This window comes from Actinoplanes sp. NPDC004185, assembly GCF_053603475.1.
Window position 1 is genome coordinate 1 of record NZ_JBSGFR010000064.1, and the last position, 25,690, is coordinate 25,690.

Sequence of the window (25,690 nt, forward strand, 5' to 3'; positions counted from 1 at the left end):
GGTGACCAAGATCGGCTTGAGGAGCAGCTATGCCGTTCTTGGTCACCCCGGCCCCCAACCTTGCATGGTTTCCCGTTTCGGCTTTGGGTTTGGTTGCTCGCTGGTGGTTGCTGGTCTTCGTGGGTGATCCCCTTGCGGTTTGGGTCTGGCTGCCGCGCTGTGGTCCTTGCAGGGGATTCGGGTCGGGCAGGCCGGGCTCTGTGGTGGGTCTTGCGTACGCACCTCGCCGGTTGCGGTGGTTGCTTGGTGGGTCGGATCGCGGGTTGGGTGGGTGGGGCGGTTATTTGGTGGGGCGGAAGGCGTGGGCGCGTTGCGACGGATCTCTTCGCTCCAGCGGAGTGTGTTGGCTGCGAAGGCGTGCGGGCGCAGCACTGTCCATTCCAGGCGGGAGTTCTCGATCAGGTGCTCGGCGTATCGTTCGTGGTCTCTGACGGCTGCCGAGGACAGGTAGACCACCCTTCGGCATGGTCGGCGATCAGAGCCAGTACTGCCGCCAATCCGTCGGTTGAGGCGAAGGGCCAGAGCAGGAATACGGCCTCGACGTCCTGCAGAGCGCCGCGCAGCGAGTCGGGCGCCGACAGGTTGCCCTGCTTGGTTTCCACGCCGGGTGGGAGAACGGTCGGCTCGCGGGTTAATACACGGACCTTGGCCCCGGCTTCCGTCAGGTGGGCGACCACCTCGCGACCTACTGTGCCGGTTGCTCCTGTGACCAGAATTCGTTGTGGCAGGATCTGCTGAGCGATGTTGTGGCGATCCTGCGTTCCGGGCGGCCGCGCTCGGCCCGCGTGGCCTGGCAGGGTTCCTGGGGGCAGCGCTTTCCTGCGGTGCCGGGATCGGCGGGGTTCCAGGTCGTTCTGGAGGGCTCGTGCTGGCTCATCCCGTCGGTCGGCGAGCCGGTTCCGCTCGGCGTCGGCGACGTGGTCTTCTTTCCTCACGGGCACGGCTACGGCCTGGCCGACGACCCGTCCACGCCCCTCACCCAGCCCGCGTGCGACCCGCTGGAGGACGCTGACCTGTTCGTCTCCGACGTTGCCGGAGACCGTGGCGACGAGACCGGCGACCCTGGCACGGTGACCCTCTGCGGCGGGCGGCTACCAGCTCGACCCACGCCACACGCATCCGCTGCTGCGGGACCTGCCCGGGACGATCCACCTCCCGGCCGGGACCGGCCACCACCCCGACCTGCGCGCCGCCGTCGAACTGCTCGGCAACGAGATACGGCGTCCCCGCCTCGGTGCGGACACCGTCGTGCTCGCCCTGCTCGACATGCTTCTGCTGTACGTCATGCGCGCCTGGTTCGAGGAACCGCCGACACCGGCCACGTCCGGCTGGGCAGCCGCGCTCGCCGACCCCGCCGTCAGCGCCGCCCTGCAGGCCCTGCACCGCGACCCCGCCCACCCCTGGACGGTCCAGAGCCTCGCCACCCGCGCCAACCTGCCCAGAGCCACGTTCTCGCGTCGCTTCACCGCCCTGACCGGCCAGCCACCCCTGACCTACCTCACCTGGTGGCGGCTGACCACGGCGGCCGATCTCCTCCGCCGATCCGACGCACCCCTCAGAGACGTCGCCACCCGGATCGGCTACAGCTCGGAGTTCTCCTTCGGCAACGCCTTCAAGCGCCAGTGCGGCACAGCACCCGGCAGATATCGCCGCGACGCACGGTGACGACGACTCATCGGCCGGGCCGGCCCTCGTCCCCTCAGCTGCGCGTCACCCAGCCGGGGTTGGCCAGGACGAACTCGTCGACGGTGTCGGTCTTGACCGACTTCAGCAGGTCCATGCTCGTGTCGCTCAGGATCTCGGCGCTGCCCACGCCCGGGATGGTCCTGCTGTTGAACTTGCCGTTGTTGGTCTTGATGGTGATCAGGTCTTCCGGGCGGATCCCCCGCAGCGCGAACACCCAGTCCTGCAACGGGATGCCGCCGTCGTCGACCGTCATGGTCTTGCCGACCGCTTTCAGCAGGCCCGGCAGTTTCGTCGGTGAGTCCAGGCCACTGTCCATGATGTTCTTGATCAGCGCCTTCAGGAACTGCTGCTGGTGCCGCTGGCGCCCGTAGTCGTAGCTGTCGTCCTCCAGGAGGTCGCGCTGGCGGACGAAGTCCAGGGCCTCGGACGGGGTGAAGCAGCGGTTGCCCTTGCGGTAGATGTTAGGGGTCACGCCGCCGATCTTGCCGCGCAGCGTGCCGTCCGGATTGATCCGGTACGGCGCGGTCAGTTTCCCGGTCCTCTTGTCGTGGCCGTAGTGGATGGAGGTCGTGGTGGTGTCCACGTACATGCAGACCTTGCCGAGGACGTCGACCACCTTGCGGAAGCCCTGGAAGTCGATGATCGCCCCGGCGTCGGGGGTGATGCCGGTCAGGCTCTTCACCGTTTTGGCCAGCAGGGTGAAGCCACCGGTGAGGGCCTTCTGACCGGTCAGGCCCCGGCTGCCGTAGGCGAACGCCGCGTTGATCTTGTTGCGGCCGCCGGCGTACCGCTGGGCGCCGTTGTCGAATTCCGGGATGCGCACGTAGCTGTCGCGTGGCAGCGACACCAGATACGCCTGCCGGTGGTCGGCCGGGATGTGCAGCAGGATGATCGAGTCCGACCGGGTCGGCTTGCCCGGGTCCTGGCCGGGCCGGGTGTCCAGGCCGACCAGCAGGATCGTCTTCGCGCCCTTGACGCTGACCCACTTGGTCTCCACCCGCGTCTCGCCCAGCAGGTTCTGCTCGGTGACCGTCTCGGTGGCCGTGCCCAGCAGCGCCCGGGTGCCCCCGACCGCGGCCCCGCTGCCCGCCATCAGCAGCGCGCCGACCACCACACACCACAGCGCCCAGCGCGGCGAGCGCCTCGCCCGGCTCTTCGCCCGGGCGGGGGCACGGTCGCCCTGCTCCCCTGTCGTCTGCGCTCCACGGCTCGCACGCTTGCTCACAGCACCCGCTCCCGGCTCAGGACGCGCTCCGCCCGCAGCCGTGCCGCGGTCGCCGCGAGCCGTCGGGCCCGGGCGTCGGCGGTGGCGCGCGGCGTGCCGCCTACGCGTCCCCGCACCGCGTCACGGCGTGCGAACGCGGTGCGCCGTTCTCGTTCGATCATGGTTGCCCCCTCGATGGAGACGACGGGTACGGAACATGAGAACGTTGCGAAATTCTGGGTGAACATTCGACGAGCGTCGACCTCGTCACGTCACGGGCAACCGGGCGCCCGCCGGGGGTAGCGTCGCGACCATGAGCACCCCCGGGCCTGAGCAGAGCGGTCGTCCCGGCGGCCCGCTGTCCCGCGCCGGCGGCTCCGGCCGCGCGGGCGACGACCGGCCGCCCGCCCCACCGCCGTGGCGGGTCGAGGGTGCGCCGCCGGGCAACCACGGCGCCAAGCCCCCGCGTCCGGCCTGGCAGCGCTTCGGCTGGCTGCTGCTGGTGCTGCTCGCGGCCAACTGGGTCATCACCTCGACCCTGCTGGCGCCCGAGCCGCGCACCGCGGTGTCGTACACGTTCTTCCTGACCCAGGTCGACGCGAAGAACGTCGCGGACATCACCTCGACCGCCGACACCATCGAGGGCACGTTCACCGCCAAGACGTCGTACACGCCGGTCGGTGGCAAGGCGGTGAAGGTCGACCGGTTCACCACGCAGCGGCCCTCGTTCGCCGAGGACAACCTGTTCGCCAAGTTGCAGGCGAACGGCGTACCGGTGAATGCCAACCCGCCGGACGCGCCGCGGCCGATCTGGCAGCAGGTGCTGCTCGGTTTCGGGCCGACCCTGCTGCTCGTCGGGCTGCTCATCTGGTTCCTGCGCCGGGCCGCGGCCGGGGCCGGCGGCGGCATCGGCGGGTTCGGCAAGTCGCGGGCCAAGCTCTACCAGCCCGAGGGCGGCCCGCGGACGACGTTCGCCGACGTGGCCGGCATCGAGGAGGTGGAGCAGGAGGTCACCGAGATCGTCGACTTCCTGCGCGAGCCGGATAAGTACCGCAAGCTCGGCGCGCAGATCCCGCACGGCGTGCTGCTGTCCGGCCCGCCCGGCACGGGCAAGACGCTGCTGGCCCGGGCGGTGGCCGGCGAGGCCAAGGTGCCGTTCTTCTCGATCTCCGCCTCCGAGTTCATCGAGATGATCGTCGGGGTCGGCGCCAGCCGGGTGCGGGACCTGTTCGAGCAGGCCAAGAAGGTCTCCCCGGCCATCATTTTCATCGACGAGCTGGACGCGATCGGCCGGGCCCGTGGCGGCGCGCAGTCGCTCGGCGGCAACGACGAACGCGAGCAGACCCTCAACCAGATCCTCACCGAGATGGACGGCTTCACCGGCAGCGAGGGCGTCGTGGTGCTCGCGGCCACCAACCGGCCGGAGATCCTCGACCAGGCGCTGCTGCGCCCGGGCAGGTTCGACCGCCGGGTCACGGTCAGCCCGCCCGACCTCAGCGGCCGCCGCAAGATCCTCGAGGTGCACACCCGCGGAGTGCCGGTGGCGCCCGAGGTGGAGCTGGGCGCGATCGCCTCGGCGACGCCGGGCATGGTCGGCGCCGACCTGAAGAACCTGGTCAACGAGGCGGCACTGCTGGCCGCCCGGCGCAAGCACGAGCAGGTGGCGGTCGCGGACTTCAGCGACGCGCTGGAGAAGATCGTGCTGGGCACGGTCCGCGGCATCATGCTCACCCCGGAGGAGAAGGAGCGCACGGCGTTCCACGAGTCCGGCCACGCGCTGCTCGGCATGCTCACGCCGGGCGCCGACCCGGTCCGCAAGATCTCGATCATCCCGCGCGGGCAGGCCCTGGGCGTGACGTTCCAGAGCCCTTCGGCCGACCGGTACGGCTACTCGGCGAAGTACCTGCGCGGCCGGATCATCGGCGCGCTCGGCGGGCGGGCGGCCGAGGAGGTCGTCTTCGGCGACATGACCACCGGCGCCGAGAGCGACCTCGACCAGGTCAGCAGCATCGCCCGGCAGATGGTGGGCCGCTGGGGCATGTCCGAGGCGATCGGCCCGGTGACGGTGCTGCCGCCGCCGGGCAGCGAGTCGCCGCTGGGACTCGACGGGGTCGCGCCGGCCACCAAGGAGCTGGTCGACGCCGAGGTCCGCAAGATCGTGGACGAGTGCTACGACGAGGCGGTGAGCCTGCTGCGGGGGCACCGCGAGCAGCTGAGCGCGCTGGCCCACCGGCTGCTGGAGGCGGAGACGCTGGACGAGGTGGACGCCTACGCCGCGGCCGGGATCGACCGCGAGCAGGCGCCGGGAGCGGTGGCCCGCGGCGAGATCCCGGGCACCCCGCCGGCGCCCGGCCTGCCGCCCGAGGACGCCCCGGCGACCACGCAGGACGAACCGCTGGCCGCCACCCGCGACTGACGGGACCGCCCCGCGAACGGCCGGCGGCCGGAACCGGCACGAGGGCGAGCAGTGAGCCCTCGGTCAGGGGCGTTGCCAGCCGGCCATCGCGGTGAGCAGCTCCAGCAGCGTGATCTGCTCGGTGCCCGGGTCCAGCGACCGACAGGCGGCGTAGAGGTTCGCGACCGTGCGCTCGGTCTCGCCCCAGGCGGCGTAGGGACCGAGGTCCACGACCGCGGCGGCCTCGCGCCAGGTGCGGCCGGCGGCGATGCTGCTGACCGCGTACCCGTGCAGGAAGGTCAGGTAGTCGCGGACCTGGCGGATGCCGTCCGGGCCGGTGACCGGGCCGTGGCCCGGCACGACCGTGACCGGGTCCAGGGCCAGCATCCGGTCGCAGGCCGCGATCCAGTTCTCGACCGGCCCGGTCCAGATCATCGGGGTGCCGCCGATGAAGAGCAGGTCCCCGGCGAAGAGCGTCCGCGCATCCGGCACCCAGACCACCACGTCGCCGCGGGTGTGCGCAGGCCCGAGCGGCAGCACCTCGACAGCCCGGCCGCCGACATCCAGTGTGGTGGGTGCGGTGACCGTCTCGTCAGCGCCGCGGACGGTGATGTCCGCGAAGGTGTACGCGCCGAAGTTGCACCGCAGGTAGGGGCCGAGCACCGGGCCGAGTTCCGCGGTCATGAGCTGGGCCAGCAGCGCCGGAGGCACCTCGTGCAGGTCGTCGTCGAAGTGCGGCCCGGCGTGGATGACCGTACCGGCCGGCAGCAGCGTGTTGCCGTAGCAGTGGTCGCCGTTGGCGTGGGTGTTGACCGCGTGGCGCAGCGGGCTGCGTTCGGTGACCGGGGCCATCGCGGTGAGCATCTCGCGGGTCATCGGCAGGTCGAAGAGGGTGTCGACGAGCAGTGTGCTGCCGGCGCCCTCGATCAGGCCCGCGTTGCTCAGGCCCCAGCCGCCGTCGGGGGCGAGCCAGGCGTGGACGCCCTCGGCGATCTCGTGCAGACCTTTGCGGTACGCGACGCGGTGAGCGGACATGGTTCCTCCGGAGCTTAGGCGCGCAGGTAGGCGAGGACGGCCAGGACGCGGCGGTGGTCCTGCTCGTCCTGGGGCAGGTCGAGTTTCTGCAGGATGGCCCGGATGTGCTTGGCCACGGCCGCTTCGGTGACGACGAGCCCGGCCGCGATCGCCGCGTTGGAACGACCCTCCGCGATCAGCGCGAGCACCTCCCGCTCGCGGGGGGTGAGCGCGCCCAGCGGGTCCCGGCGGCGGCGCAGCAGCTGCCGCACGACTTCCGGGTCGACGACCGTGCCGCCGTCCGCGACCCGGTGCAGCGCCTCGACGAACTCCTCGACCCGGCCGATCCGGTCCTTGAGGAGGTAACCGACGCCGGTGCCGTCGCCGGACTCCAGCAGGAGGGTGGCGTACGTGGTCTCCACGTACTGGCTCAGCACGAGGATCGGCAGGGCCGGGTGGCGGCGGCGCAGCTCCACCGCGGCCCGCAGTCCCTCGTCGGTGAAGCCGGGCGGCATCCGGACGTCGGTCACCACGATGTCGGGGCGGCCGGTCTCGACCGCCTCCCGGAGCGCGGCGGCGTCGTCGATCGCGGCCACGACCTCGTGGCCGAAGCGGGCGAGGAGGCCGGCCAGCCCTTCACGGAGCAGGACGCTGTCCTCCGCGAGGACTACGCGCAGGGTGGCAGGGGCCGGCACGGGAGCTCCACGGTCAGGACGGTCGGGCCGCCGGGCGGGCTGGACAGGGTCAGTCTCCCATCGACCACGGATACCCGGTCACCCAGCCGGAGCAGCCCGGTGCCGCCGTCCGGGCCGGCGCCGCCGCGGCCGTCGTCGCGCACCCGGACGGTCAGCGTGCCGTCCGCGTAGCCGCCGGTGATCTCCGCCCGCGTGGCGCCGCTGTGCCGGCTCAGGTTGGCCACCGCCTCGCAGACGACGAACCAGGCGGTCGACTCGATCGGGGCCGGGAAGCGGCCCGGCAGGTCCAGGCCGACGGCGACCGGGAGCACCGAGCGGTCGGCCAGCTCGGCCACCGCGGCGGGCAGGCCGAAGTCGGTCAGCAGCGGCGGGTGGATGCCGCGGATCAGCTCGCGCAGCTCGGTCAGGGCCCGCTCGGCCTCGCCCTGGGCCCGGGTCAGCTGGACGGTGAGCGGACCGGCGGGCGCGTCGAGCCGGGCCAGCCCGAGCATCATGGTGAGCGCGACGAGCCGCTGCTGGGCGCCGTCGTGCAGGTCCCGTTCGATGCGCGCGCGTTCCGCCTCGAACGCGTCGACCAGCCGGACCCGTGAGCGGGTCAGCTCGGTGATCCGCGCGTCCGGGCCGGTGAGCAGGGTCCGGGCCAGCGCGGCGCGGGCCCCGGCGTAGACCGTCATCCCGTACGCGGCCAGCGCGAACACCGGCGCGGCGAGGGCGGCGACGGCCACCGCGACCGGCCACGAGGTCACCGGCCAGGCTTTGAGCACGTTGACCTGGTCGCCGTCCACGCCCAGCAGGATCGGGGTGGCGAGCAGCGCCAGCGGCACCGCGACGGTCAGCACCGCCGCGAGCACGTCGAACGGCCAGAGCAGCGCCAGCAGCAGCGCGTGGCCGAGCTCGCGCCAGGTGGCCGGCTCGGTGCAGCGGGTGTGCAGCCAGGACCGCAGACCCGGCCGGGACGGTGTGCGGTGCGCGTCCGGCAGCGGCCGGTCGTCGAGGAGCCGCCGGACCCGGCGTTCGGCCCGCGCGACCGGCAGGCCGGCCAGGGCCAAAGCGGCGGGCCCCAGCACGACCAGCGCCCCGGCGGTCAGCAACAGCAGCCCGGCCAGCAGGACCAGAGCGCCGGTCAGGGCGCCGCCGAGCAGATAGGCCGCCGCGCGCCACGGCCACGCGGACAGCAGGAAGCGCCGGCTGCCGAGTGCCTGCCACACGTTCACGCGGCACACCGTAGACCGTAGTGCCAGCGCTACCGGGAAGACTCCTCTCCGGGAGACTGTGCGGCGGCGCCGGCGTCGGCAGGGTGAAGCGATGATCGTGACACTGGCGAGCCTGCGTACGCGCTGGGTGACGCTGACCGGCAGCTTCGTCGCCCTGGCGCTCGGGGTCGCCCTGCTGGCCACCATGGGCCTCGCCCTCGCGTCCACGGTGGACGCTCCCCCACAGCGCCCGGAACGGCTGGCCGGCGCCCCGGTCGTGGTACGCGGACCGGACGAGCTGCGGGTCGGTGACAAGCATCAGCCGCTCGCGAACTATCGGGGCGTCCCGGCCGGCGTCGCGGCGCGGCTGGCGGCGGCAGCGCCCACTGTCATCGACCGCTCATTCGCCGTCCGCGACGGTTTCACCGGTCATCCGTGGCCGGTGGCCCGCTTCGCCGGCTACCGGCTCACGGCGGGCCGCGCTCCCGCCGCCGCGGGCGAGGTCGTGGTGAGCGGCGAGCCGGCCCTGCTCGGCTCGGAGATGCAGGGCCGCCGGGTGGTGGGGACGGTCGGGCCGGCCGGGTACGAGCGCGCGGTGTTCTTCACCGACGCGGAAGCCGCGCGGTTGTCCCCGCGGATCGACAACCTCGTCGTGGACGCCGGTCCCGGCCCGGTCCGGACACTGGTCGGGGCCGCGCCGGGGATCCAGGTGCTGACCGGTGACGACCGGCGGCGGGCCGATCCCGACCCTGATCGCGACGCCGAGGCGCTGATGACGGTGAACGCCCTGCTCGGCACGGCCGGCGGGATCACCACCTTCGTGTCGGTGTTCGTGGTGGCGTCCACGTTCGCCTTCGCGGTCGCCCAGCGCCGCCGGGAGCTCGGCCTGCTGCGCACCGCCGGGGCCACGCCGGGTCAGGTGCGCCGGATGGTGCTCGCGGAGGCCGGGGCGGTCGGGGTGCTGGCGTCGGCCGCGGGCTGTGTGCTGGGGGCCCGGGGTGCGCCGCTGCTGGCTCGGTTGCTGGTCGACGAGCGGCTCGCACCACCGTGGTTCGTGATCGGCGCGCACCGGTGGCCGTTCCACGTGGCCTTCTGGACCGGGCTGATGGTGGCACTGGCCGGGGCGGTGACCGCCGCCGTGCGGGCCGGGCGGGTGGGACCGCTGGAGGCGCTGCGGGAGGCCGCGGTGGACACCGGCAGCATGCCGCCGGGGCGCCGGATCGCGGGCGCGCTGATGCTGGCGACCGGACTGGGCGTGCTGGTCTGGCACGTGATCGCGGAGCCCGGCGAGGCCCTTCACCGGAAGAGCTACACCACCCAGCCGATGCTGCTGATCACGGCGGTCGCCCTGCTGGCGCCGCTCGTGGTCCGGCCGCTGGTCAGCGCCGTCCGGCTGCCCGGGGTGACCGGCCTGCTGGCCCGCGAGAACGCCGCCGCGGGGATCCGGCGCACCGCGGCGGTCGCGGCGCCGGTGCTGATCATGGTGGCGTTGACCGGGTCGCTGCTGGGCGCGACGGCCACCATCACCACCGCCGAGGCCGGCGAGCTGCGCGACCGGACCCGGGCCGACGTGATCGCCGAGCGACCGGACGCCGCCACGGTGGCGCGGGCCCGGGCCGTACCGGGTGCCACCGTCATGACCAGCGCGCAGACGGCGGTCTACGTCCTGGAGGAGGGCGTGGCGCTGATCGGCTTCCCGGCGTGGGCCGTGGACGCGGGCGCGCTGGCGTCGGTCCGGCGCCTGCCGGTGATCGCGGGCAGCCTGGCCGAGCTGGACGACTCCAGCATCGTCGTCACCGACGAGTGGGCGCAGCACACCGTGGGCAGCCGGATCGACGTGTGGCTGGGCGACGGGACACCGAGGACGTTGCGCATCGTGGCGGTTCTCGCGGCCGGTACGGGCAGCGAAGGCGCGTACCTGACCCCGGCCAACGCACCCGGCGTGGCACCGGACCGCCTGGAGATGACGGTCCCCGAGCCGTCACTCGCGGCCGGGCTCGGCCTGAGCCGGGAGCAGTGGCTCGCGGAACAGGCGCCCCGCACCGGACGGCAGACCCGGGTGGGCTTTCTCGTGGTGCTCGGCATCGCGCTGCTCTACACGGCCATCGCGCTGGCCAACACGCTCGTCATGGCCACCACCGGCCGGGTGCCGGAGTTCTCCGCGCTGCGCCTGGCCGGTGCGACCCGCGGTCAGCTGCTGCGGCTGGTCACGGTCGAGGCCCTGCTGGTGGCCGGCATCGGTGCGGTGCTCGGCGCGGCCGTCACCCTGCTCAACCTGGCGGGCATCTGGGCCGCGCTGGGCCGGTTGTCGGTGTGGGCGCCGGTCGTCGTGCCGTGGCAGCAACTGGCCGGTGCCGCGGGGGCATGCGCTGTCATCGCGATGACGGCGGCCCTCGCCACGGCGGCCCGGCGCGCGGGGTGACGGCTCAGTGCCTGCGGACCACGGCGGAGGCGGCCAGCGTGGCGAGGGCGTCGCGGGCCTCGCCGGTCAGCGGCGCGTCGGCGAGGGCAGCCGTCGCCTGGGCGGCGCGCTGCGCGATCAGATCCTCGGTGCGTTCCCGGGCGCCGGTCGCGGTGATGATCTCCCGCAGCTCGGCGGCGCCGGCCTCGTCCAGCTCCGGGTCGCCGAAGAGCCGGCGGATCCGGGCCGCCTGGGCGCGGTCGGCGCGGTCGCGGGCCATCGCCACCATGACGGTGGGCTTGCCCTCGCGCAGGTCGTCGATGACCGGTTTGCCGGTGACGGCCGGGTCGCCGAAGACGCCCAGCACGTCGTCACGCAGCTGAAAGGCGTCGCCCAGCGGGTCGCCGAACGCCTGCAGGGCGTCCTGCAGCGCCGGGTCGCCGCCGGCCAGCGCCGCGCCGATCTGCAGCGGGCGGGTCACCGTGTAGCGGGCCGCCTTCATCCGGATGACGGTCAGCGCGCCCGCCACCGAGCCGTCGCCCACCCCGGACACCAGATCCAGGTACTGCCCGGCGATGACCTCGGTGCGCATCACCGTGAAGAGCCGGTAGCCGCGGTGGATCCAGTCGATCGGCAGGCCCGACTCGTGCAGCAACTGGTCGGCCCAGGCCGCGCAGAGGTCGCCGCAGAGCAGGGCCGCGCTGTGGCCGTAGCGGGCGGCCTCACCGCGCCAGGAGTGCCGGGTGTGCACCTCGGCGAAGTGCCGGTGCACGGTCGGCTGGCCGCGGCGCAGGGTGCTGCCGTCCATGATGTCGTCGTGGATCAGGGCGAACGCGTGGAACAGCTCCAGGGCCGCCGCCGCGATGACGATCTGCGGGGTGTCCGGCTGCCCGGCGCCCCGCCAGCCCCAGTAGCAGAACATCGGGCGCAGCCGTTTGCCGCCGGAGAGCACGAACCGGCGGACCGCGTCGAGCACACCCGCCGGGGTGCCGTCCGGCCAGTGCGGCCGCTGCCGGTCCAGGTACGCGACCAGCGCGGCCTCGCACCGGTGGGCCAGCTCGGCGTCGGTGCCCGGGTCGGTGCCGACGCTCATGACGGCAGGCCGGCCAGGGTGAGCAGCAGCTCCTTCACCTCGGTGGCCTGGATCGACTCCCGGGCGGCGGAGGCGTCGGAGCAGATCAGCACCGGCGCGTCCCGTGGATCGGTGGGCAACCGCCCGTGCGAGCCCCGGACCGCGCGGGCACCGGCGTCGAGGCCGACGACGCTCATCAGGTACCGCATGCCGGCCTTCTTGCGCAGCAGAGCCACCGCGGCCCGGCCCTTGGCGGCGCCGGGCCCGGCCGGGTCGAAGAACAGCTCGGCCGGGTCGTAGCCGGGTTTGCGGTGGATCTCGACCAGCCGGGCGAAGTCCGGGGCGGCCGCGTCGTCCAGCCAGTAGTAGTACGTGAACCAGGCGTCCGGCTCGGCCACCAGCACCAGCTCGCCGGAGCGGGCGTGGTCCAGCCCGTGGCCGGCCTGGGCGCCCGCGTCGAGGACCTCGGCGACCCCGGGCAGCGCGGCGCAGAGTTTCGCCACGGCCGGGATGTCGGCGGGGTCGCGGACGTAGACGTGGGCGATCTGGTGGTCGGCGACGGCGAATGCCCGGGATCGCCACGGGTCGAGGTACTCCATGCCGGCCTGGGTGTACACCTCCAGCAGGCCCTCGGCGCGCAGCAGCCGGTTGATGTCGACGGGGCGGGAGACGTCGGTGATGCCGTACTCGGAGAGGACCACGACGGTGGCGTCCCGGGCCGCGGCGGCGTCCAGCAGCGGGCCCAGGGTGACGTCGAGCTCGGCGGCGGCCGCGGCGGCCTGGGGCGAGGACGGGCCGTGGCGTTGCAGGTCGTAGTCCAGGTGCGGGACGTAGACCAGGGTCAGGTCGGGGTGGTGGCGGTCCATGATCTGCTCGGCGGCCCGGCAGATCCAGGCCGACGAGGGCAGCCCGGCGTTGGCCCCCCAGTAGCTGAACAGCGGGAACGTGCCGAGCTCGGCGGTGAGCTCGTCGTGCAGCTCCGGCGGGTAGGTGTAGCAGTCCGGGTCCTTGCGCCCGTCGGCGTGGTAGATCGGCCGGGGCGTGACGGTCCAGTCCACGTCGGCGCCCATCGCGTACCACCAGCAGACGTTGGCCACCGTGAAGCCGGGCCGGCGCGCCCGGGCCGCGTCCCACAGTTTCTCCCCCTGCACCAGCGCGTTGTGCTGCCGCCAGAGCAGCACCTCGCCGAGATCGCGGAAGTACCAGCCGTTGCCGACGATGCCGTGCTCGGCGGGCAGCGTGCCGGTGAGGAAGGTGGACTGCACCGAGCAGGTGACCGCCGGCAGCACGGTGCCGAGCGGGGCCTGGAATCCGGTGCGGGCCAGCCGGGCCAGGCGCGGCATGTGCTCGAGCAGCCGCGGCGTCAGGCCGACGACGTCCAGGACGACCACGGGCTTCACGACGTCACTCCTTGATCGGCGGTGAGACCCAGCGCGGTGAGCTGGGCCCGGGCGAAGAACAACTCGGACGCGATCCCGGCGGCGAGCTCGGCCGGGCCGTGCGGGCGCGAGGACGGCGGCAGCACGTGCCAGGTGTACGTCTCCACGTCGAAGTGGTCGCACAGCGCCTCGGGTCCGCCCACCAGCAGCCGCAGCGAGTCGACGAGCACCCCGACCGTGCTCTGCAGCGGCGGTACGGGCGGCGCGTGCAACGGCACGTGGTAGTGCACCCGCCAGGGCTGGTCCCCGCCGCCGGGCACCGCGAGCGCCTCGTCGAGGTCGTCTGTGGACAGTCCCCGCGGACCCCTGGTCTGGTGCAGGAACCGCGGTTCGACGTACTCGCCCAGCACCGCAGCGTCGGCGCGCGGATCGGCGCTGGCCAGCGCGGCCGAGACCTGCACCTTGACGATCGGCAGGCCCGCGTCGGCGAGGTGGCGCAGGGCGTCGGCCGGCTCCTCCCAGGAGCAGGCCAGGTGGGCGAGGTCCAGGCAGACGCCCAGCCGGGTGGTGTCGACGCCGGCGAGCAGCTCCGCCGCCTGCACGGTGTTCTCGATGACGCAGCCCGGCTCGGGCTCGAAGGCGACCCGGATCGGGCGGTCCAGCCGGGCCAGCGACCGGGCGAGCTCGTCCAGGTTGTGCCGGCAGTCGGCGGCCCGGCCCGCGTTCCAGGGGTCGCGCCAGGCCAGCGGCAGGGTGGAGACCGAACCCCGGGCGGCCCCGGCGGGCAGCAGGTCGGCGAGGACCCGGGCCAGATCCAGGGTGTACGCGAGCCGCTGGGCGGTGCTCCAGTCGGGCTGGTACACGGCGTGCTTCACCACCGGGGCCTGGAACGCCTGGTACGGGAACCCGTTGAGGGTGACCACCTCCAGCCCGCGCGCGTCGAGCTCACGGCGCAACCGTTGCCGGTCGGCGAGGTCGGCGGCGAGCCCCGCCGCGACCGGCGCGGCCAGCCACAGGCCGAGCCCGAGCACGTCGGTGCCGAGCCGTTCCCGGATCGGCACCGCGTACGTGTCGAGCTGCTCCAGGATGCCGGCGAGGTCCTCGGCGGCGTGCACGTTGGTGCAGTAGGACAGGTGCACGGTCTGCCCGTCGCGATGGCGCAGCCGCATCAGCTGCCTCCGCGGGCTATCGAGCTGCCGGCGAAGGACGGGCCCGGCGTGGTCGCGGACAGGTCGAGGCGTCCGGACTGGCCGTAGAACTCGATCGGGTTGCGCCACAGCACCCGGTCCACGTCGTCGGCGGTGAACCCCGCGGCCAGCAGCGCCTTGCCGGTCTCCACGGTCAGCAGCGGGTCGGAGTGGCCCCAGTCCGCCGCCGAGTTCACCAGGATCCGCTCGGTGCCGTACTCCTTGATGATCTCCACCATCCGCGGCGGCGACATCTTGGTCTCCGGGTAGATGGAGAAGCCCATCCAGCAGCCGGAGTCGCGGACCAGGCCGACGGTGACCTCGTTGAGGTGGTCGACGGCGACCCGGCCGGGCTCGATGCCGGACTCGGTCACCACGTCGAGGGTGCGCTTGGTGCCGGCGGCCTTGTCGCGGTGCGGGGTGTGCACGAGGGCGGGCAGCTCGTACTCGATCGCCAGGGCCAGCTGGGCGGCGAAGGCCTCGTCCTCGGCCGGGGTCATCGAGTCGTAGCCGATCTCGCCGACCGCGACCACGCCGTCCTTGTCGAGGTAGCGCGGCAGCAGGTCGAGCACGCCCCGGCAGCGCGGATCGTTGGCCTCCTTGGGGTTCAGGGCCAGCGTGGCGTGGTGCCGGATGCCGAACTGCGCCGCCCGGTACGGCTCCCAGCCGATCAGCGAGTCGAAGTAGTCGGCGAACGAGCCCGGGTTGGTGCGCGGCTGCCCGAGCCAGAACGCCGGCTCCACCACGGCCTGCACGCCGTGGGCGGCCATCGCCCGGTAGTCGTCGGTGGTGCGCGAGGTCATGTGGATGTGCGGGTCGAAGATGCGCATCACGCCTGCTTCCTCGAGGTGTTGGCGACGGTGAGCCGGTTGAGCAGGGCGAGCGCGTCGTCCGGCATGCGGCGGCCGGCGGCGGCGCGTTCGGTGGCCAGCGCCCCGAGCATGGCCGCCAGTTGCTGGTCGGCCCGGTCGTCGAGGCGGTCCACCGCGCTGAGCGGGACGCCCATGAAGACGCACTTGACCACGCCCTGGCGCCAGGTCGCGGCGTCCAGGTGCGCGGCGTAGGGGCCGAGTGCGGCGGCGACGAGCCGGGTGTCGTTGGTGCGCAACGCGTCGTGCAGCAACGGCACCCCGGCCTCGCTGATGTCCAGCAGCGGCAGGGCGGCCAGCACGGCGAGCCGTTCGGCGGCGTCCCCCTGCTGGTACAGGGTCACGATCCGCCGCGGGTCGGCCAGTTCGGCCAGCAGCAGCACGCGCCCGGCCCGTCCGGCCGTCCAGGCGCTGCCGCCGGCCAGCGGCTCCCGGCCGAGCTTGCGCTCGGCGCGGGCGAACAACGGCCCGGCGGCGTCCGGGTCGGTGCGGACCCGGGCCAGGGCGTCGTCCAGCCAGTCCCGTCCCGGTACGGCGGCCAGCGCCGCGCGCAGGTCGTCAAGGGTCATGGCTGAGCCTCCTTCGCGATGCCCTTCTGGCTCTCGTCGGCAGGTCCCGCACGGCGATGCTCGGTGCAGGCGGTCATCGCTGAGCCTCCTTTGCGATGCCCTTCCGGCCCTCGCGGTCCCGGCCGTCGGCAGGTCCCCGCACGGCGATGCTCGGTGCAGGCGGTCATCGCTGAGCCTCCTTTGCGATGCCCTTCTGGCCCTCGCGGTCCCGGCCGTCGGCAGGTCCCCGCACGGCGATGCTCGGTGCAGGCGGTCATCGCGCCTCCTCGTCGGCCGCTCGCAGGAAGGCCAGGGACTCGCGCGCGACGGCCGGGGCGGCGTGCGAGTGCCGGGGCAGTTCGACGGCGACCAGGCCTCGGTAACCGCTCTCACGAAGGGCCCGCAGCACCTGCGGGAAGTCGATCTCGCCGGTGCCGAACTCGAGGTGCTCGTGCACGCCCCGGACCATGTCGTCGATCTGCACGTTGACCAGGTACCCGGCGACCGCGGTCACGCAGTCCGGCACGGGGACCGGCTCGAGGCACCGGCAGTGTCCGATGTCGAGGGTGAGCCCGAACATCGCCGGGGCGCCGAGCTCGGCGTGCAGCCGCCGCCAGTCCGCGATGTCGGCCACCAGCATGCCCGGTTCGGGTTCGAAGCCGAGCGGGACGGCTGCCGCGGTGGCGGCCTCGGTGACCTCGGCGCAGCCGTCGACCAGCCGGTGCCAGGCGGTGCGCTCGTCGACGTCGTCCGGGCGTACCCCGGCCCAGAACGAGACCGCCTCGGCACCCAGGTCCGCGCCCACCGCGACCGCGCGCCGCAGGAAGTCCAGCCGCAGCTTGCGATCGTCGTGCAGCAGGGTGGGCGCGTGTTTGCGCCAGGGGTCGAGCAGATAGCGGGCGCCGGTCTCGATGACGACCGCGAGGCCCAGGTCGCGGAGCTGGTCGGCGGTCCGGGTCACCCGGGCGGCCAGACCGGGCGCGAACGGGTCGAGGTGGTCGTGGTCCAGCGTCAGTGCCACCCCGGTGTAGCCGAGCCCGGCGATCACGGTGAGCGCGTCGGCGAGGCGATGATTGGCGAACCCGTTGGTCCCGTAGCCGAACCGCAGTCCCCCGGTTGTCATGTGGGTGAGACCTTGCGGGCGAGCAGCCGGGCGAGCGGCGCGGCGGCGGCGAGGGCGAGGCCGGTCCAGGCGCGGCCGGCCCGGGCCGTCAGGGCGCCCTGCAACGACGGCAGCGCGGTGATGCCCGCGCCGACGGCGGCGCGCACGCTCGCGGCGCCGGGCTCGGTGAACAGGTGGGTCTGGGCCCGGCCGTAGCTGGTCACGTACTCGCCCGCGAGCAGGCCGGTCGCCGCGGTGCCGCGGGACGCGACGGCCGCCGCCAGGGCCACGGTGGCGCCGAGCGTCGTGGCGGGCAGGGCGGTGCTGTCGCTGCCCGAGACCTCGCGGCGGGACAGCTCGGTCACCGTGTACGTGTGGGCGGCGACGGCCAGGGCGGCCGGCAGGGCCCGTACCGGATCGCCGGGGGTCGCGCCGAGCAGGACGTCGAGCGCGCGGCAGGCGGCCATGCCCGCCGGTCCGGCCGCGGAGTTCTTGGCCCGCAGGTCGTAGGCCCAGACCGCGGCGGCCAGCGGCACGGCCACCGCCAGGGCCCGTGCTCCCCCGGCCTTGGCGGCGACGGCCAGGCCGGCCGCGGTGAGCCCGGCGGCGATGCCCAGCGCCGCCGGGGCCGAGATCCGGCCGGACGGGATCGGGCGCTCGGGTCGTTCGACCGCGTCGAGGTCGCGGTCGGCCCAGTCGTTGGCGGCCATGCCGGCCCAGTAGAGGCAGACGGAGGCGCCGGCCAGTCCCGCGGTGCGGGCACTGAGCGTGCCGGCCGCGGCCGCCCCGGCCACCACATCACCCGGCACGGACAGCGCCGCCGGGGCCCGGACCAGCTCCGCGAGGGTACGCAGCGGCGCCTTCATCGCGTCAGCCCCGCCGTGAACGCCGCCAGAGTGGCCCACTGCTCGGCCAGCGCGGACGGCCCGGCGCCCAGCGGGTCCTTGAAGAAGAAGCCCAGCTCGCTCAGCGGCCCGGCCCGTCCGGCGCGGTGCGCGGCGGCGGTCAGCCGGGCCAGATCGAGCACCAGCGGGGCGGCCAGCGCGGAGTCGCAGCCGTGCCAGGTGAACTCCATCCGCATCCCGGTGCCCAGGAAGCCCTCGAAGGTGACCAGGTCCCAGGCCGTCTTGAAGTCGCCGATCTCGGCCACGTAGTCGATGCGGCTGGTGCCCTCGGGCTGATAGCCCAGGGCGTCACCCAGCACCCGCTGCTTGCTGGCCACCTTCGCGGCGTTGGCGGCCGGGTCGGCCAGGTTCGCGCCGTCGCCGCCGCCCAGCAGGTTGATCCCCGACCAGCTGCGCACCCGCAGGTTGCGCAGCGCGAACATCGGCGCCAGCACCGACTTGACCAGTGTCTCGCCGGTCTTGCCGTCGTTGCCCGCGTACGGCACGCCCGCGCTGGTGGCCAGCTCGGCCAGAGCCGGCAGGCGCGCGCCGGTGGACGGGGTGAAGTCGATGAAGGCGCAACCCGCGGTGAAGGCGGCGTACGCGGCCAGCGCACTGGGCGGCAGGACGGGATCGGACCCGTCGAGCGCCTCGGTCAGCGCGGCCAGCCCGGCGTGGGCCGGGTGCGGCTCCGGCAGCGGCTCGGTGGTCGACACGTTGATGACCACGATCTGCGCCAGCTCGTGCCGCGCCCGGAACTCACGCAGGTCGGCCGCGATCCGCTCGGCCGTGCCGGCCTGGGTCGGGGCGGCGGGCAGCGGTCGCAGGTCACTCTCGATCGTGGTCAGCTCGTCGGCCAGGGCGGCCACCAGCCGTCCGGGCACGACACCGGCGGCGGCCAGCGCGTCGGCCTTCTTCAGCAGCGGCGTGGTGACGATGTCGTGGCCGCCGAAGACCAGCTCGCCCCAGCCCGGCAGGGCCGCGCTGCGCAGCTGCGGCAGCTCGGTGACGCAGCCGGTGGGCTCGACCAGGCGGGCCCGCAGAGCGGTGGCGCCGACCATGGCGGTCACGGCGACCGAGCCGCGTGCGCCGATCAACCAGATTCCCGTGCGCATACGGCATCCCTTCCGATCGCAGGCAGAGACGGACTTCCGCTAACACCATGTGTCTTCCGTGTTACGTGAGGCGACGCTAGCCCAGGGCGCGGGACAAAGGAAAGGCTCGATATGAAGAAAGTTCTCCATGTGCGATCAAAACTTTTCCGTGCCTCGTACGAAAGTTGACCGGTGGGTGTGGACGCTCGCGTATGGACCGGCGACGCCGGACCATGGCCCGTCCCGGCGGGCGGCGGTTGACTGGCGGACATGACAACTCTGGTGCTCGGCGGCACGGGCAAGACCGGCCGGCGGATCGCGTCCCTGCTCACCCGGCAGGGCCGGCCCGTACGGATCGGCTCGCGCTCGGCCCAACCCCCGTTCGACTGGTACCACCCGCAGACCTGGGACGCCGCCCTCGATGGCGTGCACGCGGTCTACCTCAGTTTCTATCCCGACCTGGCGCTGCCCGGTGCGGCGGAGACGGTGGCTGCCCTGGTGGACCGGGCGGCGGCCCGCGGCGTACGCCGTCTCGTCCTGCTCTCCGGGCGCGGGGAACCTCAGGCGCTCGTCAGTGAGGACACCGTGCGCCGATCCGGTCTGGAGTGGACGGTCGTCCGGTCCAGCTGGTTCAACCAGAACTTCAGCGAGGGTTTTCTGCTCGACGCCGTGCTGTCCGGCGAGCTGGCCCTGCCCGTAGGCGACGCCGCCGAGCCGTTCACCGACGCGGACGACATCGCCGAGGTGGCGGTGGCCGCGCTCACCGACGAGCGCCACGCCGGGCAGACCTACGAGCTGACCGGCCCCCGCCTGCTCACCTTCGCCGACGCCGCCGCCGAGATCGCCGAGGCCACCGGCCGGCCGCTGAGTTTCGTGGCGTTGCAGCCCGAGGAGTTCATCGCGGTGCTCCGCGAGCACGGCCTGCCCGAGGACCTCGGCGACCTGTTCCACCTGATCACCGACGGTCGCAATGCCAGTGTGGCCGACGGGGTGCAACGCGCGCTGGGCCGCCCGCCGCGCGACTTCGCCGACTATGCGCGGGCCACGGCGGCCACCGGGGTCTGGGATGTGGCGCTACGGTGACCGGGTGGACACCTTGACCGGGCTGCTGGACGGGCCGCGGGCGCGGGGGGCGTTCCTGCTGCGGTCGCTGCTCGAACCGCCGTACGCGCTGCGGATCGAGGACGAGGCGCCGCTGACCGTGATGACGCTGGTGCGGGGTGCGGCCTGGGTGCTGCCCGACGACGGGGAGCCGGTGCTGCTGCACCCGTACGACGTGGCGCTGGTCCGCGGGCCGGGGCACTACACGGTCGCCGACGACCCGGGCACGCCGTGGCAGACGCTGATCGGTCCCGGACAGACGTGCACCACGCTGACCGGGCCGGACCGGACCGCCACGGTGGACGCCGGCGGACGCACCTGGGGCGACGGGCCGGACGGCAGCACCCTGCTGCTCACCGGGACCTACCAGTTGCGCAGCGAGGTGAGCCGGCGGCTGCTCGACGCGTTGCCGCCACTGCTGGTGCGCCCGGGCGCGGCCGGACCGGTGGAGCTGCTCGCCGCCGAGATCTCCCGCCCGGAGCCCGGCCAGGAGCTGGTCCTGGACCGGATCCTGGATTTGCTGCTGGTCGCGGTGGTGCGGGCCTGGCTGGCCGCACCGGAGTCCGGAGCACCGGCCTGGTACCGGGCCCGGAACGACACGGTCGTCGGGCCGGTCCTGCGGCTGCTGCACGAGGAACCGGCCGAGGCGTGGACGGTGGCGACCCTGGCCCAGCGGTGCGGGGTGTCGCGCTCGGCGCTGGCCCGGCGCTTCACCGAGCTGGTCGGCGAACCACCGATGAGCTACCTGACCACGTGGCGGCTGACGCTGGCGGCGGACCTGCTGCGCGAGCCGGAGTCGACGATCGGGGCGGTGGCCCGCCGGGTCGGCTACGGCAGCGCCTTCGCCCTGAGCGCGGCGTTCAAACGCGAGCGCGGCCTGAGCCCGCAGGAGTACCGGCGGCTGGCCTGAGGGTCAGCCCTTGCCCTTGCCCCCGGATCTCGCCTTCTCCGGACCCTTGGGCTTACCGGGCCCGCCCTTGGACTTGTCCTTGGATTTGCCGTTGGCGTCGTCGTTGGGGTCGGCCTTGGGCTTGGGGTCGGCCTTGAGCATGGGCGCCGCCTTGGGCCTGGCCTTGGTGGCCACCACCGGCCTGGTCACCGTCGTCCGGCGGCCGGCCGGGCGGTCGGTCGTCGTCCCGGACGGCTTCGGGGCCGGCGCGGCACTCGAGGGAGCCGGGGCGGACGCGGACGGCACCGTCGAGGCCTCGGCCTCGGCCGACCGGGGTGCGCCCGTGGGCCACCAGGTGAACGACGACATCATCGCCACAGCCGCGAAGCCCGCGGCGATCAGCAGCGCCGGGCGGCGGGGGCGGCGCGGACGACGGGGAGCCGGCACCGTCAGGGCGACGGTCTCGGCACCGGCCTGGGCGGCGACGGTCGGCAGGGCCAGCGGCTCCGGAACGGGCTGACCCACGGCCGCGCCGAGGATCCGGGCCGCCTCCGCCGCGGTCGGCCGGTCCTGCGGGCGCTTGGCCAGGCAGTGCCGGACCAGCTCGGCCACCCGGGACGGCAGCCCGGCGATCCGGGGCAGCGGCGCCGGGTCGACGTAGAGGTGGTTGCCGACCATCTGGGTGACCGTCGAGCCGGTCCACGGCAGCCGGCCGGCCAGCGCGCGGTAGAGCAGCAGGCCGAGCGCGTACACGTCGGTGGCCACCCGGACCGGGCCGCCGTCGAGGCGTTCCGGGGCCAGGTAGGCCGGGGTGCCCAGCACCTCGCCGTCGGTCTCGTCGACCGCGCCGGCGGCAGCCGAGATGCCGAAGTCGACCAGCTTCACGCCGTCCGGGGTGACCATCACGTTGCCGGGCTTCACATCGCGGTGCACCACCCCGCGGGCGTGCGCGGCGGCGAGCGCCGCCGCGACCTGCGCGCCGATCCGGGTGGCGGCGGCCCACGGCAGGGCCCGGTTCTTGAGCAGGTCGTCCAGCGTCGGACCCTCGACCAGCTCCATCACCACGTACGGGCGGGCCTGGCCGGCGCCGTCGGTGGCCTCGCCGTAGTCGTAGACCTCGACGATGTTGGGGTGCCGCAGGCCGGCGGCGGCACGCGCCTCGAGCCGGATCCGTGCCGGGCGTTGCGCGTCGGCGGGCGCGCCGGGGGCGAGCACCTTGACCGCGACGTCCCGGGCGAGCACCTGGTCATGGGCGCGCCACACCTCGGACATGCCACCCACGCCGAGTCGTTCCTGCAGTCGATACCGTTCGTCCACGCGGAGGCTGTGCCCACCGCTCCGGCGGTGAAACCCGGGGGCCGGGTTCGCACCCCGAGCGAGACCTGTGAGCATTACATTGCGTTTTGTGAGCATCGAGGTCGCGGAGCTGGAGCTGCGGCCGGTCACCGACTTCCGGGCCACGGCGGCCGCGGCGGCGCCGCTGGAGCGCGACGGTGACGAGCGCACGGTGATGCGCGCCCGGCTGATCCGGGCCGACGCGGCGCTGCGCGAGGGGCGCACGGCCGAGGGCGGCACCCTCGCCCAGCAGGTCAATGCCTGGGCGCTGGAGCGCGGCGACGCGTACGTGCTGGCCTGCAGCCACCGCACGCTGACCCACTTCCACTACTACATCGGCGACCTGGCCGGCGCCCTCGGACACGCCGTGCAGGCCGTCGCCCACCTGGGCGCCGACGACCCGGTGGCCGTACGGGTCCGGCACCTGATGACCCTGGCCGTGGTGCTGGGCGAGAGCGGCTCCCCCGACGAGGCCGCGCAGCGCTACCGCGAGGCCCTCGAGCTGGCCGCCACCACCGGCGACCACCAGCAGCTGCTGATGATCCTCGGCAACCTGGCCAACCTGGCCACCCAGCAGGACGATCCCGGCACCGCGGCCCGGGCGGTCGCGCGGATGACCGAGGTCCAGGCCACCACCGGGATCCCGCTGGACGGGCCGCAGCTGATCACGATCGCCCGCGTCCGGCTGGCCGGCGGTGACCACCGGGCGGTCGAGGAGATCCTGCGCCCGCTGACCCGGGATGCGGAGTATCTGCACAGCACCAGCGCGGCGCTGCCCGAGGCGATGCTGACCCTCGGCGAGGCGCACCGGCTGGCCGGCGAGTTCAGCGCCGCCCAGGCCGATCTGGACGCCGCCCGCCGGCTCGCGCAGGAACGCGGACTACGGGCGACCCAGGCCGCGATGCTGGAGCAGCAGGCCGCCCTGTACGCGGCCATGGACCGGCACCGCGAGGCGTACGACGCGCACGTGGCGTACCACCGGTTCTTCGCCGAACTGCAGTCCGCGCAGCGCGACGCCCAGGCCCGCACCCTGCAGGCGGTGTTCGAGGCGACCGAGGCCCGCCGGGTCGGCGAGCACTTCCGCGAGCTGGCCCACCGCGACGCGCTGACCGGCCTGCACAACCGCCGCTACGCCGACGAGCGGCTGCCGGCCCTGCTCGGCGAGGCGGTGGCGGCGGGCCGCCCGCTGGCGGTGGCGATCGTCGACCTCGACCACTTCAAGCGGATCAACGACACGCTGTCGCACGACGCGGGTGACCTCGTGCTGCGCCAGGTCGGCCGGCTGCTCACCGAGGCGCTGACCGAGCCCGCGTTCGCCGCCCGGCTCGGCGGCGAGGAGTTCCTGCTGGTGCTGCCCGGCACCGGCACGGCCGCGGCGGTCCGGGTCTGCGAGCGACTGGCCGGGCGACTGCGCGGGCACGACTGGGTGCCCATCACGGGCCGCCTGCCGGTCACCGCCAGCATCGGCGTGACCGCCACCGCCGACGCGCGGGTCACCCCGGCGATGCTGCTGTCCCGCGCCGACCGGCACCTGTACGCGGCCAAGCACGCCGGCCGCGACCGGGTGGTCGCCGGCGCCGAGTGACTCTCAGACCGGCTCGGGCTCGGCCGCCGTCCTCGCCGTCCGGACGGTGACGCCCAGCGACCCGGTGTCCAGCCGGCCGTCCGGACGCAGAGTGAGCTGCACCGCCTCGTTCCTGGCCCGGCCCAGCACGACCACAGCCCACGGCCTCCCCTCCCGCGCGACAAGCTCGCGCACCCGGTCGGCATCGCGCCCCGCCGGTACGGCCCCGAGCAGCAGCACGGAGAGCCATCCGTCATCCGGCGCGTCCGGCGCCGCCTCGCCGGTGGCCTGGGTGACGGCATCGTCGAGGGCGGGCACGGACAGCACCGGGCCCGCGTCGCGCACCTCGGGCAGCAGGCCGCCGGCCACCACCCGTACGCCGGAGGACCAGGGACTGCCGGTCAGCTCGGCGGCCCAGGCCCTGAGCAGCGCCCGGGTCGCCGGCGCGTCTCCCCGCAGGCTCACCGGCCCGGCGACCCGGCCCAGGTCCAGCAGCTCGCGCGTGCCGTCCTGGACGCCGAGCGTCACCAGCCGCGGGCACAGGGCCGGGAGGTGCTGGTCGGCCGGCAGAGCCTGCAACGCGCGCAGCGCGGCAACCCAGAGCGTGCCGTCCTCGCGGGCCTCCCAGGGCTCGCACGGAGCCGGATCCGCCTCGGCGAGCCGCAGGCCGATCCAGCTCTCGCCGACGCTGACGCGCAGGATGGGCGGCGCCGGCCGGCCCGCCGCGGCGGCGGAGGTGGCCAGCACCCGCAGGGCCCGGTCGATCGTCCAGGAAGCGGCCGCGTCGAAGGCCGGGACCTCCTCGCCGGTGCGCCGGCGCGGCACCACGACCCCGGCGGCGGGAGGCGCACTCGGCCGGCGGCGGGCCAGCACGACGGCGAGGACAGCACCGGCCACGACCAGGAGCAGCCCGGCGATCAGCCAGATCGGCGACATGCCGGACTTCTGCGGGGTGGTGCCCGCCCGCGGCGGAGGCGCGGAGACAGCGGAAGCGCTCGGCACCACGGCCGGCAGCGGGCCGGTCTCCACGCCGGGACCCTCGGCGTCGGCGGGCATGCGCAGCACCCAGCCGGACTCGATCTCGTCCGGGACGGTCAGGCGGTTGCCGTCGGCCTGCAGACGGCCCCGGTTGAGCTCGAAGATCTCGTCCAGGCGGTCGCCGTCGCCGAGGAACCGCTCGGCGATCTCGTAGAGATACTCGTTCTCACCGTCGTAGCTGGGCCGGACGCGGTACCACTTCACCGGCTCGGCGGCGCCGGGCGGCGCCGCCGAGCCGGCCGGGGTGGGCGCCTGCGCGGCGGGCCGATCGAGCGGCTGCTCGGCGGGCCGGTTGGGCGCCGACGCGGCCTGCGGCGTGTCGGGTGCCGCCGCGCCGGGCCGGGTGGGTGTCTGCGCGGCGGGTGCGGCCGCGGCGGCCGGGCCGGTCGCCGCGACGAGCGGGCCGGTGAGGGCGAGAGTCAGCGCCAGGAGCACGGCCCGCGAAAGCATGCCGGTCACCCTACATTTCATCGACGTCGGCAAGACTCTCCGGCCGCCGTACCCCGGCCGGTCAATCCTCCGGCGGCCGCCGGGGCCTGGGCAGGTGACCGACGGACAGGGCCGCGACCACCGCCGCGGCGAACGCCTCCCGGTCGCCCGGCGAGCAGCCGTGCTCGACGGCCGCGTCCGTCGCGGCGGCCCAGACCGCGCGCAGCTGCCCCTGGTCGAAGGCGGGCACGGGCTGGTCCGGCACCTGGGCCAGGTGATCGGTGCGCGAGCGGCGCCACCGGCTGAGCAGCGCCGCGAGCCGGCCCGGCCGGACCGGCGCCGTCTCCGGTCCGCCCACGGCGAGCGAGACCACCGTCTCGGCGACGAAACCCAGCACGAACGGCGCCCACCCGGCGTGCGGGCCACCGGGCAGCCCGGTCAGGGCCCAGGGCTCGATCCGGTACGCCTCCAGCACTGACCCGACGTACGGCAGCTCGGCGGGGGCCAGCGCGGCCAGCACCTCGCGGACGACATCCTGCCCGGTCCGTAGGTCTTCGTCGTCATCGTCCACGCTTGTCCCCGTTCGTCGTGTCCGCGCTGACCATAAGCGC

The 25,690-nt window shown here is 74.2% G+C and carries 22 protein-coding genes and 1 pseudogene; 6 read left to right on the forward strand and 17 right to left on the reverse strand.

All coding sequences use genetic code 11. The annotated features are described in order from the left end of the window. Positions 1-398: 398 nt before the first annotated feature. On the reverse strand, positions 399-812 hold the full coding sequence (locus ACWEOZ_RS39710) for an SDR family oxidoreductase (RefSeq protein ID WP_451915876.1): 414 nt from the start codon (positions 810-812) through the stop codon (positions 399-401). Between ACWEOZ_RS39710 and ACWEOZ_RS39715 the strand changes: the two are divergent. Beyond that, positions 720-1,665: pseudogene (locus ACWEOZ_RS39715) on the forward strand (AraC family transcriptional regulator). The gene ACWEOZ_RS39710 and the pseudogene ACWEOZ_RS39715 sit on opposite strands and share 93 nt — an antisense overlap. A gap of 34 nt (positions 1,666-1,699) precedes the next feature. Here ACWEOZ_RS39715 and ACWEOZ_RS39720 read toward each other — a convergent pair. Beyond that, positions 1,700-2,911: an LCP family protein gene (locus ACWEOZ_RS39720; RefSeq protein WP_451915844.1), complete on the reverse strand. Its 1,212-nt coding sequence runs from the start codon at positions 2,909-2,911 to the stop codon at positions 1,700-1,702. Then, positions 2,908-3,072: a hypothetical protein gene (locus ACWEOZ_RS39725; RefSeq protein ID WP_451915845.1), complete on the reverse strand. Its 165-nt coding sequence runs from the start codon at positions 3,070-3,072 to the stop codon at positions 2,908-2,910. Before ACWEOZ_RS39725 ends, ACWEOZ_RS39720 begins: the two co-directional genes overlap by 4 nt. 131 nt (positions 3,073-3,203) lie before the next feature. Here ACWEOZ_RS39725 and ftsH point away from each other — a divergent pair, with 131 nt between their 5' ends. Next, complete coding sequence (gene ftsH, locus ACWEOZ_RS39730; RefSeq protein ID WP_451915846.1) at positions 3,204-5,306, forward strand: ATP-dependent zinc metalloprotease FtsH; 2,103 nt, start codon at positions 3,204-3,206, stop codon at positions 5,304-5,306. 63 nt (positions 5,307-5,369) lie between these two features. Here ftsH and ACWEOZ_RS39735 read toward each other — a convergent pair whose 3' ends face one another. Genes ACWEOZ_RS39735 through ACWEOZ_RS39745 form a run of 3 tightly spaced genes read right to left on the reverse strand, consistent with a single transcriptional unit; the run spans position 5,370 to position 8,208 of the window. Next, positions 5,370-6,320, reverse strand: coding sequence for an MBL fold metallo-hydrolase (locus ACWEOZ_RS39735; RefSeq protein ID WP_451915847.1), 951 nt, complete (start codon positions 6,318-6,320; stop codon positions 5,370-5,372). A gap of 14 nt (positions 6,321-6,334) precedes the next feature. After that, positions 6,335-6,994, reverse strand: a complete 660-nt coding sequence (locus ACWEOZ_RS39740; protein ID WP_451915848.1) for a response regulator — start codon at positions 6,992-6,994, stop codon at positions 6,335-6,337. Then, on the reverse strand, positions 6,967-8,208 hold the full coding sequence (locus ACWEOZ_RS39745) for a sensor domain-containing protein (protein ID WP_451915849.1): 1,242 nt from the start codon (positions 8,206-8,208) through the stop codon (positions 6,967-6,969). The genes ACWEOZ_RS39740 and ACWEOZ_RS39745 overlap by 28 nt, the downstream gene beginning before the upstream one ends. Before the next feature lie 91 nt (positions 8,209-8,299). Between ACWEOZ_RS39745 and ACWEOZ_RS39750 the strand changes: the two genes are divergently transcribed. Then, positions 8,300-10,609 (forward strand): ABC transporter permease, encoded by a 2,310-nt coding sequence (locus ACWEOZ_RS39750; RefSeq protein ID WP_451915850.1) that lies wholly within the window; start codon positions 8,300-8,302, stop codon positions 10,607-10,609. 4 nt (positions 10,610-10,613) lie between these two features. Here ACWEOZ_RS39750 and ACWEOZ_RS39755 read toward each other — a convergent pair whose 3' ends face one another. The 8 genes from ACWEOZ_RS39755 to ACWEOZ_RS39790 all read right to left on the reverse strand — a co-directional run bounded on the left by ACWEOZ_RS39755 (position 10,614) and on the right by ACWEOZ_RS39790 (position 18,744). Beyond that, complete coding sequence (locus ACWEOZ_RS39755; RefSeq protein WP_451915851.1) at positions 10,614-11,681, reverse strand: polyprenyl synthetase family protein; 1,068 nt, start codon at positions 11,679-11,681, stop codon at positions 10,614-10,616. Continuing rightward, positions 11,678-13,060 carry an alkaline phosphatase family protein gene (locus ACWEOZ_RS39760; protein WP_451915852.1) on the reverse strand — a complete coding sequence of 461 codons (1,383 nt, stop codon included), beginning with the start codon at positions 13,058-13,060 and terminating at the stop codon, positions 11,678-11,680. The genes ACWEOZ_RS39755 and ACWEOZ_RS39760 overlap by 4 nt, the downstream gene beginning before the upstream one ends. Then, on the reverse strand, positions 13,057-14,208 hold the full coding sequence (gene eboE, locus ACWEOZ_RS39765; RefSeq protein WP_451915853.1) for a metabolite traffic protein EboE: 1,152 nt from the start codon (positions 14,206-14,208) through the stop codon (positions 13,057-13,059). The genes ACWEOZ_RS39760 and eboE overlap by 4 nt, the downstream gene beginning before the upstream one ends. Next, the gene (locus tag ACWEOZ_RS39770; RefSeq protein WP_451915854.1) at positions 14,208-15,056 is read right to left on the reverse strand and encodes a TatD family hydrolase; all 849 of its coding nucleotides are present in this window, start codon (positions 15,054-15,056) and stop codon (positions 14,208-14,210) included. The genes eboE and ACWEOZ_RS39770 overlap by 1 nt, the downstream gene beginning before the upstream one ends. Further along, complete coding sequence (locus ACWEOZ_RS39775) at positions 15,056-15,664, reverse strand: EboA domain-containing protein (RefSeq protein WP_451915855.1); 609 nt, start codon at positions 15,662-15,664, stop codon at positions 15,056-15,058. The genes ACWEOZ_RS39770 and ACWEOZ_RS39775 overlap by 1 nt, the downstream gene beginning before the upstream one ends. 253 nt (positions 15,665-15,917) lie before the next feature. Further along, on the reverse strand, positions 15,918-16,766 hold the full coding sequence (locus ACWEOZ_RS39780; protein WP_451915856.1) for a sugar phosphate isomerase/epimerase family protein: 849 nt from the start codon (positions 16,764-16,766) through the stop codon (positions 15,918-15,920). Continuing rightward, entirely contained in the window at positions 16,763-17,611 is an 849-nt protein-coding gene (locus ACWEOZ_RS39785) for an SCO3242 family prenyltransferase (RefSeq protein ID WP_451915857.1), read from the reverse strand. The genes ACWEOZ_RS39780 and ACWEOZ_RS39785 overlap by 4 nt, the downstream gene beginning before the upstream one ends. After that, positions 17,608-18,744: an inositol-3-phosphate synthase gene (locus ACWEOZ_RS39790; RefSeq protein WP_451915858.1), complete on the reverse strand. Its 1,137-nt coding sequence runs from the start codon at positions 18,742-18,744 to the stop codon at positions 17,608-17,610. Before ACWEOZ_RS39790 ends, ACWEOZ_RS39785 begins: the two co-directional genes overlap by 4 nt. A 249-nt stretch (positions 18,745-18,993) precedes the next feature. On the opposite strand from ACWEOZ_RS39790, the gene ACWEOZ_RS39795 reads away from it, so the two are divergent. Together ACWEOZ_RS39795 and ACWEOZ_RS39800 are read left to right on the forward strand one after the other, a co-directional pair. Continuing rightward, on the forward strand, positions 18,994-19,806 hold the full coding sequence (locus ACWEOZ_RS39795; protein WP_451915859.1) for an NmrA family transcriptional regulator: 813 nt from the start codon (positions 18,994-18,996) through the stop codon (positions 19,804-19,806). Between the two features lie 4 nt (positions 19,807-19,810). Then, on the forward strand, positions 19,811-20,734 hold the full coding sequence (locus tag ACWEOZ_RS39800; protein ID WP_451915860.1) for an AraC family transcriptional regulator: 924 nt from the start codon (positions 19,811-19,813) through the stop codon (positions 20,732-20,734). A 3-nt stretch (positions 20,735-20,737) separates the two neighbouring features. On the opposite strand, the gene ACWEOZ_RS39805 is transcribed toward ACWEOZ_RS39800, so the two are convergent. Continuing rightward, positions 20,738-22,030: a serine/threonine-protein kinase gene (locus ACWEOZ_RS39805; protein WP_451915861.1), complete on the reverse strand. Its 1,293-nt coding sequence runs from the start codon at positions 22,028-22,030 to the stop codon at positions 20,738-20,740. An 88-nt stretch (positions 22,031-22,118) separates the two neighbouring features. Between ACWEOZ_RS39805 and ACWEOZ_RS39810 the strand changes: the two genes are divergently transcribed. Then, a complete protein-coding gene (locus ACWEOZ_RS39810) occupies positions 22,119-23,633 on the forward strand; it encodes a diguanylate cyclase (RefSeq protein WP_451915862.1) in 1,515 nt (504 codons plus the stop codon). 3 nt (positions 23,634-23,636) lie between these two features. Here ACWEOZ_RS39810 and ACWEOZ_RS39815 read toward each other — a convergent pair whose 3' ends face one another. Next, on the reverse strand, positions 23,637-25,100 hold the full coding sequence (locus tag ACWEOZ_RS39815; protein WP_451915863.1) for a LysM peptidoglycan-binding domain-containing protein: 1,464 nt from the start codon (positions 25,098-25,100) through the stop codon (positions 23,637-23,639). A 61-nt stretch (positions 25,101-25,161) separates the two neighbouring features. Continuing rightward, a complete protein-coding gene (locus tag ACWEOZ_RS39820; RefSeq protein ID WP_451915864.1) occupies positions 25,162-25,650 on the reverse strand; it encodes a hypothetical protein in 489 nt (162 codons plus the stop codon). Between the last annotated feature and the right edge of the window lie 40 nt (positions 25,651-25,690).